11 protein-coding genes and 1 pseudogene are annotated in these 12,640 nt (G+C 70.3%); 7 read left to right on the forward strand and 5 right to left on the reverse strand.

Annotated elements, in window-relative coordinates; translation table 11 throughout:
- Positions 1 to 12: 12 nt before the first annotated feature.
- On the reverse strand, positions 13 to 624 hold the full coding sequence (locus FJ091_17835; GenBank protein MBM4385216.1) for a GGDEF domain-containing protein: 612 nt from the start codon (positions 622 to 624) through the stop codon (positions 13 to 15).
- Between the two features lie 209 nt (positions 625 to 833).
- Here FJ091_17835 and FJ091_17840 point away from each other — a divergent pair, with 209 nt between their 5' ends.
- Genes FJ091_17840 through FJ091_17855 form a run of 4 tightly spaced genes read left to right on the forward strand, consistent with a single transcriptional unit; the run spans position 834 to position 2,819 of the window.
- Positions 834 to 1,529, forward strand: a complete 696-nt coding sequence (locus FJ091_17840) for a helix-turn-helix transcriptional regulator (GenBank protein MBM4385217.1) — start codon at positions 834 to 836, stop codon at positions 1,527 to 1,529.
- A 13-nt stretch (positions 1,530 to 1,542) separates the two neighbouring features.
- Positions 1,543 to 2,001 (forward strand): glutathione S-transferase family protein, encoded by a 459-nt coding sequence (locus tag FJ091_17845; protein ID MBM4385218.1) that lies wholly within the window; start codon positions 1,543 to 1,545, stop codon positions 1,999 to 2,001.
- Entirely contained in the window at positions 2,001 to 2,384 is a 384-nt protein-coding gene (locus tag FJ091_17850) for a glutathione S-transferase C-terminal domain-containing protein (GenBank protein MBM4385219.1), read from the forward strand. Before FJ091_17845 ends, FJ091_17850 begins: the two co-directional genes overlap by 1 nt.
- A 3-nt stretch (positions 2,385 to 2,387) precedes the next feature.
- Positions 2,388 to 2,819 (forward strand): nuclear transport factor 2 family protein, encoded by a 432-nt coding sequence (locus FJ091_17855; GenBank protein MBM4385220.1) that lies wholly within the window; start codon positions 2,388 to 2,390, stop codon positions 2,817 to 2,819.
- Here the strand turns inward: FJ091_17855 and FJ091_17860 are convergent.
- Both FJ091_17860 and FJ091_17865 read right to left on the reverse strand, forming a co-directional pair.
- Positions 2,789 to 3,574 carry a sulfite exporter TauE/SafE family protein gene (locus FJ091_17860; protein ID MBM4385221.1) on the reverse strand — a complete coding sequence of 262 codons (786 nt, stop codon included), beginning with the start codon at positions 3,572 to 3,574 and terminating at the stop codon, positions 2,789 to 2,791. The two genes, FJ091_17855 and FJ091_17860, sit on opposite strands and share 31 nt — an antisense overlap.
- 107 nt (positions 3,575 to 3,681) lie before the next feature.
- Positions 3,682 to 4,796: pseudogene (locus FJ091_17865) on the reverse strand (citrate synthase).
- A 148-nt stretch (positions 4,797 to 4,944) separates the two neighbouring features.
- Between FJ091_17865 and FJ091_17870 the strand changes: the two are divergent.
- Positions 4,945 to 6,186 (forward strand): citrate synthase, encoded by a 1,242-nt coding sequence (locus tag FJ091_17870; GenBank protein MBM4385222.1) that lies wholly within the window; start codon positions 4,945 to 4,947, stop codon positions 6,184 to 6,186.
- 39 nt (positions 6,187 to 6,225) lie between these two features.
- Entirely contained in the window at positions 6,226 to 6,903 is a 678-nt protein-coding gene (locus FJ091_17875; protein MBM4385223.1) for a site-2 protease family protein, read from the forward strand.
- Between the two features lie 7 nt (positions 6,904 to 6,910).
- On the opposite strand, the gene FJ091_17880 is transcribed toward FJ091_17875, so the two are convergent.
- Both FJ091_17880 and FJ091_17885 read right to left on the reverse strand, forming a co-directional pair.
- Positions 6,911 to 7,804: a pyrroloquinoline quinone biosynthesis protein PqqB gene (locus FJ091_17880; GenBank protein MBM4385224.1), complete on the reverse strand. Its 894-nt coding sequence runs from the start codon at positions 7,802 to 7,804 to the stop codon at positions 6,911 to 6,913.
- A gap of 6 nt (positions 7,805 to 7,810) precedes the next feature.
- On the reverse strand, positions 7,811 to 10,972 hold the full coding sequence (locus FJ091_17885; GenBank protein ID MBM4385225.1) for an isoleucine--tRNA ligase: 3,162 nt from the start codon (positions 10,970 to 10,972) through the stop codon (positions 7,811 to 7,813).
- 212 nt (positions 10,973 to 11,184) lie between these two features.
- Between FJ091_17885 and FJ091_17890 the strand changes: the two genes are divergently transcribed.
- The gene (locus FJ091_17890; GenBank protein ID MBM4385226.1) at positions 11,185 to 12,627 is read left to right on the forward strand and encodes a hypothetical protein; all 1,443 of its coding nucleotides are present in this window, start codon (positions 11,185 to 11,187) and stop codon (positions 12,625 to 12,627) included.
- Positions 12,628 to 12,640 lie beyond the last annotated feature (13 nt).

Raw genomic sequence — 12,640 nt, forward strand, 5'->3', positions numbered from 1 at the left:
GCCGAGGTGCGTCTAGGGCAGCAGCACGAGGAACTCGTCGCCGCCGAGGCGACCGACACAGTCTTCGCGGCGCGTCGCGCGCGCGAGCAGGTCGCCGAGTTGACGCAGCACGCGGTCGCCGGCGAGGTGACCGAAGCCGTCGTTCAGCTGCTTGAAGTGGTCGACATCGAGCAGCACGACCGAGAGCGGACGCTCGTGACGCCCGGCGCGAGCGATCTCTCGGTCGAGCTGCTCGAGAATGAAGCGGCGGTTGCGCAGCTCGGTGAGCGCGTCGACTCCGATCAGGCGAAACACGGCCTCGTGGTACTGCGCCTCGACGTCGCGCCGGTCGAGGTACTTCAGCGCGGCCTCACCGACGCGGATCAGGTCGCCGCTCTGCAGCTCCTTGACCTCGCCGGGGTGCAGCCGCTCGTCGTTGAGCACGGTGCCGTTGGTCGAGCCGAGATCCTCGAGCAGCGCGGTCGTGCCGTGGCGCCGCACCGCGCAGTGACGGCGCGAGACGCCGGTCGCCGTGAGCGTGACGTCGCAGCCGGGCGCGCGGCCGAGCACGACATCGCCGCGATCGAGAGGCACCGGGCGCGCGATCTCGGGGCCCGTGAGGCAAACGAGAAAGCGCGAAGGCATGGCAGCTGCGTCGCCATCCACCCAGCGATCGAGCCTCTGCGTATCCGTATTTCTGCGTACGGCTTCCATCCGCCCTTTCTTCGGACACGCTGTCTCGGAGCTGACGCGAAATCTTCGCCTGCTCGGTTCGGCCCGCTCGGCTCGGTTTGGTCGGTGATTCTCAAAAGAACCTGTTGACTTCTAAAAAAGAACCACGCTAAAACAGCCGAGTGACGGCTGCCTTCCGCTACGACCAGTTCTGCCCGCTCGCGCGCGCCGCCGAGGTGCTCGGTCACCGCTGGAGCTTGCTCGTGCTGCGCGAGCTGCTGCTCGGTCCGCAGCGCTTCGCCGACCTGAAACGCCGCCTCGCGGGCGTGAGCACCTCGGTGCTCGCGGCGCGCCTCGCCGAGCTCGAGGCGCACGGCGTGATCGAGCGGCGTCAGCTCCCGCCTCCCGCGGCGCGCGAGGTCTACGCGCTCAGCGCGCTCGGCGTAGAGCTGCGGCCGGTACTCATGTCGCTCGCGCGCTGGGGGCTGCACTTCCTGACGACGCCGAGGCGCGGCGACCACATCGAGCCCGAGTGGGTGCGGCTGGCCGCCGAGATGTTCGCTGCGCAAGGGCCCACGCCCGCTCGCGTGTTCGAGCTACACGCGCGCGCGCGGGGCAGCTCGCCGGAGGCCCGCTTCCGCGTCGCGGGCGGCGCCGCCGGCACGCGCATCGCGGACGACGCGGCGCGCGTCGACGCGAGCGTGTCCGCTCCCGCGGCGACGTTGTTGGGGCTGATGAGCGGCGCCGTGCGCGCGAGCGATCTCGCGAGCGCGAGGCACGCCTCGCTGAGCGGCGATCTCGCCGCGCTCGCCGAGTTGCCCGCTTTGTTTTCGATGTCCCCCGCGCCCAACCCGTCGAGCCTCGGCTCGACTCCATGAAAGGAAACTCGACATGGCACTCAAACTGATCGGCGCCGGCCTCTCCCCGTTCGTGCGCAAGGTGCGCGTCGTTCTCGCGGAGAAGGGCCTCGCCTACGAGCACGAGCCGCTCACGCCCTTCGGCCCCAACCCGGAGTACCGCAAGCTGCATCCCCTCGGAAGGATCCCGACGCTGACCGACGGCGACAAAGTGATCCCGGACTCGTCGGCGATCGTCGTCTACCTGGAGAAGATCGCGCCGAATCCGCCGCTGATTTCGGCCGACGCTTATCAGGCCGCGCGGACGACGTGGTACGAGGAGTACGGCGACAGCGCGCTGGTGGCGGCCGCAGCCGTGTTCTTCCAGCAACGCATCCTGTTCCCGCTCTTCATGAAGAAGCCGGGCGACGAGGCGGTCGTGGCGATCCGGTCGTCGCAGCGCATCAGCGGCAGCTCGAGGATTGGGCCGACGAGGCGCTCTACTGGTACGTGATGGCGTTCCGCTGGCAGCCGAAGAACGGGGCGGCGAGCGCCGACGCGATTCTGCGCGGACTCACGCTGCCGAAGCTGCTCCACCCGCTGATCGCGCGCGTGATTCAGAGCAACGTGCGCAAGCAGGTGCAGGCGCAGGGCACGGGGCGGCTGCCGGACTCGGTGCTCGCGCGCGAGTTCGGCGAGAAGCTCGACGACGTGGTGCGCATGCTCGGCGACCGCGAGTACCTGTTCGCGGATGCGCCGAGCGTGGCCGACCTCGCGGTGTTCTCGCAGCTGAAGTTCGCGGATGCGGATGCTTCGCCCGAGACGCGCGCAGCGATTCGGAAGCGGCCGAGGCTCGTCGAGTACATGAAGCGGGTGGAACAGGCGACCGGGGGCTGAGCGATGCGCGCGTCGGAGGCAGTCTTATTAGGCATCGTGGCGTGCGCGGCGCCTTCACACGCAGACGAGGCGTTCTTCCGCGCCTGCGAAATCGAGCGCCGCGCGGCGCTCGTGAACGCCGACGGCGCGGCCCTCGCGCGGCTCATGCAGGACGGCGCGCAGTACGTCCACTCGAACGGCGACGTCGACGACAAGGCCGAGCTGATCGCGCGCATCGCGAGCGGCGAGCTTCGCTACCGCAACATCTTCGCGGAGGAAGAGCGCTACGCGTGCAGCGCGAGTGCGTGCGAAGTCAGCGGTACACAGAAGCTCGACGTGAGCGCGGGCGGGCGCGACGTGACGCTGCGCAACCAGTTCAGCGTGTCGTGGCTGAACGCCGGCGGCGCGTGCCGGTTCGTCGCGTATCAGTCGCGGCCGCTCGCGGCGCCGAAGTAGCTCCACGCCGCGCCGATCACGAGCTGCGCCGCGAGCAGCGTGAGCACGCTCTTGTAGAGGCGCGTGAACGCGCGCTCCGAGATGCGGTCGAGCAGGCGGCTCCCGACCCAGGTCCCCGCGATCGCGCACGTGCCGCAGAGGGCGAGCAGCGCGAAATGCTCGCGGAAGGCGAAGCCGAAGCCCGCGTAGAGCACGAGCTTCGCGACGTGGCCGAGCGCCTGGACGCCCGCCTGCGTGCCGATGACGGCTTGGCGCGAGAGACCGAGGTTCAGGAAGAACGGTGCGACGAGCGGGCCGGTCGCGCCGATCGTCACGTTGAGGAAGCCCGCAGCGAAGCCGAGCGCGGTGAAGCGCGCGTTCGTGTCGGTGCCGAGCTTCGCCCCGAGCGCGAGCCAGCCCGGCCGCCACGTCGCGACCAGCACGAACGCGCCGATCACGGCCTCGAGCGCGCGCTCGGGAATCTCGTTCGCGAGGAGCAGGCCGAGCGCGCCCATCGGCAACAGCGGCCAGCCGTAGCGCCACAGCAAGTCGTAACGCGCGTGCTCGCGCTGAATCACGGTGCGCGAGAAGTTCGAAGCGAGCTGGATCGCGCCGTGCAGCGGAATCGCGGCGAGCGGCGGGAGGAACACGAGCATGATCGCGAGCAGCGTCATCCCGCCCGCCATGCCGACGACGGCCGACAGGATCGCGGTGAAGAACGCGGCGACGCCGAGCAGGGCAATCGTCGCAGCGTCGAGCGCCGCGGCGTTCAGCACGGCGCGCGCGTGGCCCTGGGGCGAACATTCCGGCCGGGCCGAAATGATCGGGCGATCAAAACGGCCCGGCCAGAATGATCGCCGCGCGTCGCTGCGGCGCGGCCCAACTACGCCGCCTCGGCCGGAATCGCGCCGACGTAACGCACGTCGGGGCGGATCAGGCGCCCGCGCTCGCGCTCTTCGTCGACGTGCGCGAGCCAGCCGGCGACGCGTCCCACGGCGAAGATCGGCGAGAACGCCGCGCGCGCGAAGCCGAGCGCGTCGAGCAGCACCGCGGTGTAGAACTCGACGTTCACGTCGAGGCTGCGCCTCGGGTAGCGCTCGCGCAGCACGCGCACCGCGACACGCTCCACCGCGCGGGCGCGCGCGAGGTACGCGCTCGCGGTACGCTCGCTTCGAGCGCGCCGACTGCGCGCTCCAGCACCGCCGCGCGCGGATCGCGCACGCGATACACGCGGTGGCCGAGGCCCATCAGCCGCTTGCCCGCGTCGAGCTCCGCGCGCAGCCACGCCTCGGCGTTCTCGGGCGCGCCGATGCCGTCGAGCATGTCGAGCACTGGGCCCGGCGCGCCGCCGTGCAGCGGACCCTTGAGCGCACCGATCGCCGCGACGATCGCCGAGATCGCGTCCGAACCCGTGGACGCGACGACGCGCGCCGTGAACGTCGAAGCGTTCATGCCGTGCTCCGCGACCGTCACGAGATACGCGTCGAGCGCGGCGATCTCCGCCGCACTCGCGGGCGCGCCGCGCACGCAGCGCAAGAAGTCCGCGGCGTGCCCGAGCGCCGCGTCCGGCGCGATCGGCTCCTTGCCCGTGCGCAGCCGCGACCACGCCGCGGCGAACACCGCGAGCGCCGCGCTCAGACGCACGCGCAATGCATGCACGCTCTCGCTCGGTTCCTCGCGCAAGCTCGCCGCCGCAGCGCGCAGCGCCTCCATGCCGTCGCCTCCGCCGAGCGCCTCGCGCAGCGCCGCGACGCGCGCGGACGCCGCGACGCGCGCGGCGCCGAGCTCGCGGGCGAGCGCCTCGCTCTCGCTCGCACTCGGCAGCGCGCCGTTCCAGAGCAGCGCCGCGACGTCTTCGAAGCGCCGCGTCTTCGCGAGCGCCTCCACGTCGTGGCCTCGCACGACGAGCCGCCCGCGCTCGCCGTCCACGAGCGAGAGCCGCGTCTCCGCCACGATCACGCCGTCGAGCCCGACCAGAACTTCCGTCGCGTTCGCCATCGCCGTTTCTCCTTCGCTCGCCGCCGGGCGCAGGCGCGAGCCGTTGACGACATGCGCAGCATCGACCTAATCAATACGTCTGTAAATCTTGATCAATCAGTCAACGTGGAGATCTCCGATGAGTCCCGAACGGCGCACACGCGACGAGATGAGCGCGAGCGAGGCGGCGAAGTACCTGAACGTGAAGCTGCCGACGCTCTACGCCTACGTGAGCCGTGGCCTACTGCGCTCGCTCGCGCCCGAGAGCGGCAGCCGCGCGCGCCGCTACCTGCGCAGCGACGTCGAGGGTCTGCGCGCGCGGCAGCGCGGCGCCGCGGCTGCGCGCGCGCTGGCGTGGGGCGAGCCCGTGCTCGATTCCGCGATCACCGCGATGACGCCGCGCGGTCCCGCCTACCGCGGGCGCATCGCGCTCGATCTCGCGCGCCAGGGCGTCTCGTTCGAGGCGGCGAGCGAGCTGTTGTGGACGGGCGTGCTGCCAGCGGCCGACCTGCGCTGGGAGGTGCCGCGCGAGACGCCGGACTTTCGCGCGGTGGCAAGACTTCTCCCCAAGGACGCGAGCCGCACGAGCGCCGCGATCGCGCTCGTCGCGACCGCCGGCGTTCGCGACCGGCATCGCTACGACAAGCGGCTCGAGGCCGTGCTGCCGCGCGCGCGCCGGCTCGCGCGTCTGCTCGCGTGCTCACTCGCCCTCCCGACTTCGGCGACGCGCGCCGGCGAGGCGTGGCGCGAGCGCAGCATCGCGCGCGCCGTGCTGCGCGCCTGCGGTGTGCGCCAGACGCCGCGCGCCGAGCTCGCGGTCGACCGCTGGCTCCTGCTCTGCGCGGATCACGAGCTGAATGCGTCGACGTTCGCCGCGCGCGTCGCCGCGTCCACCGACGCGGATCTCTACGCCGCCGCGCTCGCTGGCCTCGCCGCGTTCTCGGGCCCGCTGCACGGCTCCGCATCGGATCGCGCCGAGGCGCTCGTCGCCGAGATTCCGCGGCCCGAGGATGCGGAGCGCGTCGTGCGCGAACGCTCGCGGCGCGGCGAGCGCACGCCGGGCTTCGGCCACGCCTTCTATCGCGAACACGGCGACCCGCGCGCGGTCGTGCTGCTCGAAGAGGCGTGGGAGATCGCGCCTCGCAGCCGCGAGGTGAAGACGGTGAGCGCGATCATCCGCGCGATGGAGCTCGCGCAGCGGCCGAAGCCGAACGTGGACATCGGCATCGTGGCCCTGCGCGCAGCGCTCGGCCTGCCGGTCGGCGCCGCATCGGGGGTCTTCGCCGTCGGCCGCAGCGCGGGCTGGAGCGCGCACGTGCTCGAGCAGTACGCGACCGAGCAGCTGCTGCGCCCGCGCGCGCGCTACATGGGCGCGCCGCCCGAGGATGCCGCGCCGCTCGCGGGCGAGTGACGCCCACGCGCGTCATGATGCGCGCCGCGGAGGGTGCGCGTGAACGCAGAGTGGCTCGTGAACGGGCTCGTGCAGTACGTCGTGTTGATCTTCTCGATGACGGTGCACGAGGCGGCGCACGCCTGGTGGGCGATGCGCAACGGCGACCTAACAGCTTATTTGGGCGGGCAGGTCTCGTTCGATCCGATTCCGCACATTCGCCGTGAGCCGATGGGCATGATCTTCATCCCGCTGCTCACCTACGCGCTGAACGGCTGGATGATGGGCTGGGCGAGCGCGCCGCTTTCCGTCCAGTGGATCCTGAACAACCCGCGCAAGGCCGCGGCCGTCTCGCTCGCGGGTCCGCTCTCGAACCTCGCGGTCGCGATCACCGTCGCGGTCTTGATCCGCGTACTCGTCGGCACCGGCACGATCACGCCGGGCAGCGTGTACGGCTTCGATGGCAGCGGCGTCGCTCTCGGCTTCGGCTACGTGCTGTGGTCGTTCTTCTTCCTCAACACCGTGCTGTTCGTCTTCAACATGCTGCCGATCCCGCCGCTCGACGGCTCGAGCGCGATCGGCCTGCTACTCGACGAAGACACGGCCTATCGGCTGCAAACCACGATCCGCCAGCCCATGGTCGCGATGATGGGCCTCGTGTTCTTCTTCGTGATCGGCGGCAAGCTCGCTTCGCCGGTGATCGGCGCTTTGGTCTCGCTGCTCTTCATCGGGATGTGACGCGCACTCAGAGCGCGAGCTCCATCCCGTCGCTCGCGATCTCGGCGCCGCCGGCGCGCACGTGCGCGGCTTCGGGCGAGCGGGCGTCGAGCATCGGGTTCGTGCAGTTCAGGTGCGTGTAGAGCGTTCGCCCGCGCATTCCGCCCAACAAGCGCAGGCTGCCGTCGGCGCCGCCCACCGGCGTGTGTCCCAGCGCGTGCGCGTCGGGCGCGCCCGGGCGCAGCGTGCGCAGCTCGCCGGCGCTGAAGAACGTGCCGTCGACGACGCGCACGTCGGCTTCGGCGAGCTCGGCGAGCGTCGCGCTGTCGAGGCGCTGGAGGTACGGCGCGTAGACGACGCGCTTGCCCGAGCGCTTGTCGACGACGCGCATCCCGAGCGTCGACTCGGCGCTCGCGCTCGCGATCGGCTGCGTCCAAGCCGGAGCTTTCCCGGGAATCGGGAACAGCTTCGCCTCGAGTTGCTCGCCGCGATCGAGGAAGAACGGCTCGTCGATCTTCACCGTGCCGAACGCCGGCGCGAGCAGCTGGAACATCGCGTTGTGCTCGAGCAGCGCGTCGCGGATCCACGGCGTCGTGATCACGCGGTACGAGAGCGAGTCCGTGAGCGAGAGCAGCCCGAGGGTGTGCGCGAGGCTCGCATCGGTGAGCACGATTGTGTCGAGCGGGACGCTGCGCGTGCCGGGCTTCGGGTGGAGGCCGGGGAAGCGCGCGAGCTGCTCGCGCAGGTCGGGCGTCGCGTTCACGAGCGACCAGCGCGCATCGCCCGCAGAGATCGCGAGCGAGGCGTGGAGGCGCGCGGGTACTGCGGGGTCGCCGCGGCGCGCATTCACCGAGTTCGCGCCGCCGCAGTTCCACTGCGGGAGCGCGCCGCCGCAGGTCGTGCCGAGGACGCGCAGGCGCACGAGTCGTTACGCCCGGATCAGCGAGAGTCGCACCGCGCCGTCGTCGAGCGCGGCCTCGCTCACGTGCATCCCTGTCACGTCGAGCCGGCCGTCGAGGTCGATCTCCACCGCGAGCACGTTCTCCGCGATGTACGCCGAGAACGCGCGCGCGGCTTCGCGCTGCGCGTCGGGAAGCCCGAGCGCGAGGCGGATGCGGTCCGACACCGCGAGGCCGGCGTCGCGGCGCGCTTGCTGGATCGCGCGCACGAGATCGCGCGCGACGCCCTCTTGCTCCAGCTCTCTCGTGAGCGCGAAGTCGAGCACGACGATCATCTCGCCGGACGCGAGCGCCTGGCACGCGACGCCCGGCTTCGGCACGAGCCGCAGCGTGAACTCGTCGCCTGTGAGGCGCTGCCCCCCGACCGTGACGCTGCCATCCGCGCTGCGCTCCCACTTCCCCGCCTTCGCGGCGGCGAGCACCGTCTTCATCTCCTGGCCGAGGCGCGGCCCGAGCGCGCGCGCGTTCACCGCGAGCTGGAAGCTCGCGAACGCCTCGATCGCGGGCTCCGCGATCACACGCTTCACGTTCACCTCGTCCTCGATCAGCGAGGTGAACGCCGCGAGCCGCGCGGCGTTCGGGCCGGCGATCGTGAGCGAGGCGAGCGGCTGGCGCACGCGCACGTTCTGCGCGCGCCGCATCGCGAGCGCGGTGGAGCAGGCGTCGCGCACGCGGTCCATGTCGGCGACGAGCGCGGCGTCCGCTGGGAGCGCGTTCGCATCCGGCCAGTCTGCGAGGTGAACGCTCTTGCCGGTGAGCCCGCGGTAGATCTCGTCGCTGAGGAACGGCACGAGCGGGCTCGCGACGCGCATCAACGCACACAGGCAGGTGAAGAGCGTGTCGTACGCGGCCTGCTTGTCGGCGCTCGCCTCGCTCGCCCAGAAGCGCGGGCGACTGCGGCGGATGTACCAGTTGTTGAGCGCGTCGAGGTAGGCGAGCACGCTCTGGCACGCACCCGCGATGTCGTACGCGTCGAGAGCGCGCTGCATCTCTTCCACGAGCGCGCGCGTCTTCGCGAGCGCGTAGCGATCGAGCACGTTCGTCGCGCTCGCGACCTCACGCGCGGTGACGGCGTCGGCGTTCGCGTAGAGCGCGAAGAAGTGCCACGCGTTCCACATCGGCAGCAGCACCGCGCGCACCGCGTCGGCGATCGGCTTGCCGTCCTTCTCCACGCGCAGATCGCCGCCGCGAAGAATCGGGGAGCTCATCAGGTACCAGCGCAGCGCGTCGGAGCCGTGCTTGTCGAACACTTCCTCGGGCTCGGGGTAGTTGCGCAGGCGCTTGCTCAGCTTCTGGCCCTGCTCGTCGACCGTGACGCCGTGGCAGATCACGTTCTTGAACGCGGGGCGATCGAACAGCGCCGTCGCGAGCACGTGCAGCGTGTAGAACCAGCCGCGCGTCTGCGCGACGTACTCGACGATGAAGTCGGCCGGGAAGTGATGCTCGAACCAGTCCTTCCTCTCGAACGGGTAGTGCACCTGCGCATACGGCATCGAGCCCGACTCGAACCAGCAGTCGAGCACGTCGGGGATGCGCCGCATCATCGACTTGCCCGTGGGATCGTCCGGGTTCGGGCGCACGAGCTGATCGATCGCAGGGCGATGCAGATCGATTACGGGCACGCCGAAGTCGCGCTCGAGCTCGGCGATCGATCCGTACACGTCGACGCGCGGGTACTTCGGGTCGTCGCTGCGCCACACCGGGATCGGCGCGCCCCAGAAACGGTTGCGCGAGATCGACCAGTCGCGCGCGTTCTCGAGCCAGTTGCCGAACAGGCCGTCGCGGATGTGGCCGGGGATCCAGTTGATCTCGCGATTCGTCGCGACGAGCCGATCCTTGAACTCGGACACGCGCACGAACCACGACGACATCGCGCGGTAGATGAGCGGCTGGTCGGTGCGCCAGCAGTGCGGGTAGTTGTGCACGATCGTCTCGTGGCGAATCAGGTCGCCGCGCTCGCGCAGCACGCGCGTGATCTTCGGGTTCGCCTCGAAGACGTGCTCGCCCGCCCAGTCCGCGACTTCGCTGGTGAACTTGCCCGCGTCGTCCACCGGCACGACCACGCCGATGCCATTCGCCGCGCAGATCGTGAGGTCGTCCTCGCCGAAGCCCGGCGCCATGTGCACGACGCCGGTGCCTTCTGCGACGTCCACGAACTCCGCTGTTAGAAAGCGGAACGCGTTCGCCTGCGATGCAAAGAATGGGAACAGCGGCGTGTACTTGCGCCCACCGAGCTCCGCGCCCTTCACGCTCGCGACTTGCTCGTAGCCCGCGAGCTCCTTCTCGTACTTCGCCGCGCACGCAGCGCCTAACACCACGCGCTTGCCGTCCTTCGCGAACACCGCGTAGTCGAGCGCGGGCCCGACCGCGAGCGCGAGGTTCGAGGGCAGCGTCCACGGTGTCGTCGTCCACGCCCAGAGCTCAGTGGGAGTCGAGTCGCTCGCGGTGGGCTCGAGCGCGAAGCGCACCGTGATCGCCGGGTCCTGTTTCTCGCGCGTGGCGTTGTCCATGCGTGTCTCGAAGTTCGAGACCGGCGTCTGCGCGGCCCACGAGTACGGCAGCACGCGCACGCCTTCGTAGATCAGGCCCTTGTCCCAGAGTCGCTTGAACGCCCAGATCACGCTCTCCATGTAGGAGGCGTCCATCGTCTTGTAGTCGTTCGCGAAGTCGACCCAGCGGCCTGCGCGGCAGATCGTGTGCTCCCACTGCTCCGTGTATCGCATCACGGAGCTCTCGCAGTGGCGGTTGAAGCGCTCGATGCCGTACTCGAGGATCGCCGCGCGCCCCGAAACCCCTAATTCCTTCTCCGCTTCCATCTCGGCGGGGAGGCCGTGGCAGTCCCAGCCGAAGCGGCGCTCGACGCGGCGACCGCGCAGCGTCTGGTAGCGCGGGATCACGTCCTTCACGTAGCTCGTGAGCAGGTGCCCGAAGTGTGGAAGACCGTTCGCGAAGGGCGGGCCGTCGTAGAACACGAACTCGTTCGCGCCGTTCACGCCCGCCGCGCGGTCCTCGACGCTGCGCTCGAACGTGCGCTCTTTGCGCCAACGCTCGGCCACGCGCTTCTCGATCTCGGGAAACGAGACCTGCGCGGGAACTTCGGGATACGGCGGGGACGCGCTGCGGGCGTTCATGAGGGCGCCGAAACTACTGATATCACCGGGGCTTTGCTGCCGTGAGATCGGTCGAGCCGGGCGGGCACGTCGCATGCAGAACCATCGGGACGCGCGCAACGTTCGGGAGCCGCGAGGGTTTCCCGATTGCGCGCGCCCTCGGTTCAGACGCTCCGGGCCCCTCCGCGCTCCGCCGAAGCCCCGGAGAGCCTGAAAACTCCTGGAGACGCAGCATGTTTCAGCGCTTCATGCTCCTCGGTCTCGCTCTGCTGTGCAGCCTCCTCTCGACGTGGACTCACGCGCAGGGCGCAAACATCGCGAACGTGAGGGTCGAGGTGACGATCGCTCGAACGTCGCTCGGCCCGGACGATCTCGACTTCGAGCTTCGCGTCACGGGGAGCGGTCTCGTCGACGGCACGCTGACGCCACCAAATGCGGCCGCTGTCGCGCTGACCCGTTCGGGAGCGGACCTGGTGCTGACGGACAGCTTCGCGAACGAAGCTGAGTTGAGCTCGCTTCTGCCGAACGGCACGTACCAGCTCAGAGTCAACGGCGGCGCGCTGACCGCGTCGCTCGTGTACACGCGCCCCAGCGTGCCGTCGCCCGCGATCGCCGAGCCGGGCGTGGGAGCCGTCGTGGCGCCGGGCTCGGTTCAGATCGTGTTCAGCGCTTGCGCCGCCTGCAACTTGGTCGGCGACTCGGTCGTGGCCGAGATCGAAGACGGCCAAGGTGCTTTGCTCGACGACGAGACGCTCACGGCGAGCAGCACGACCTGGACGCCACAGGGCGCGTCGGGCCCGCTGCTTCTTCCCGAGCGAGCCGAATTCGTCGCGCGCGTGACGCACACCGCCATTCGACAAGCGAACGTCACCACGAACGACGCCGACGGCACGCTGCTGTTCTCGCACGAGTTCGTGCAGTCGGACGAGGTGGACTTCGAGACGGGCTTCGAGCGGCCGCAGGGGCACGTTTGCCTCGCGGCGAACTACACGGCGCCTCCGGCGGGCTGCACGATTCTCACGAACGCGGAGCTTCAGGTGCTCGATTCGAGCGGCGTGTTCACGGCGCAGGTCGCAGGCCACGACCTCGAGTACACGCTCGCGGTTGCTGCGAGCGGCGCGCTCTCCGGAAACGCGGCCGCGGATCTCGACGACGACGGCTCGCTGGAAACGAGCGCCGCGCTCCGTGGTCGCTTGCGGGGCACGCGAGGCGATGTGCGCTCGCGGATCGCCTTCGCGCTCGAGAACGCGGCGCTGTCCGCGAAGCTGAAAGTGAAGCAGGTGGAGAGGCTCTCGATCGTCGGAGGCACCGTCACTGGCACGCGCCGCGCCAAGGGCGCGATCGGAGCGACGAAGATCAACGAGGAGACTCCCACGAATGGGCCGCTGCCCTTCGCGCCGCTCGGTTGGCTGCTCGAGCTCGACATCGACGGGGGCGAGCCGGTGCAAAACGCGCTGCTGACGCTCGAGGGCGGGCGCAGCTTCGCGCTCACGGGCAAGCACGGCTTCCGCGTCGCATCCGGCGCGTCCAGCTTCAAGCTGCGCTCAGCGGGCAAGGGGATTCGGCTCGCGCTCTCGAAGGTCGCGCTCGACGACTCGACGGCGCCGCTGACAATGACCGGAGGTGCGCTGCGAACGCGAGTGCTCGGGCAATCGGCGCGCGCGTCGGTTCCGTAGGGGCCGCGTCGCG

The sequence above is a fragment of the Deltaproteobacteria bacterium genome, from assembly GCA_016875395.1.
Lineage (GTDB): Bacteria > Myxococcota_A > UBA9160 > UBA9160 > UBA6930 > VGRF01.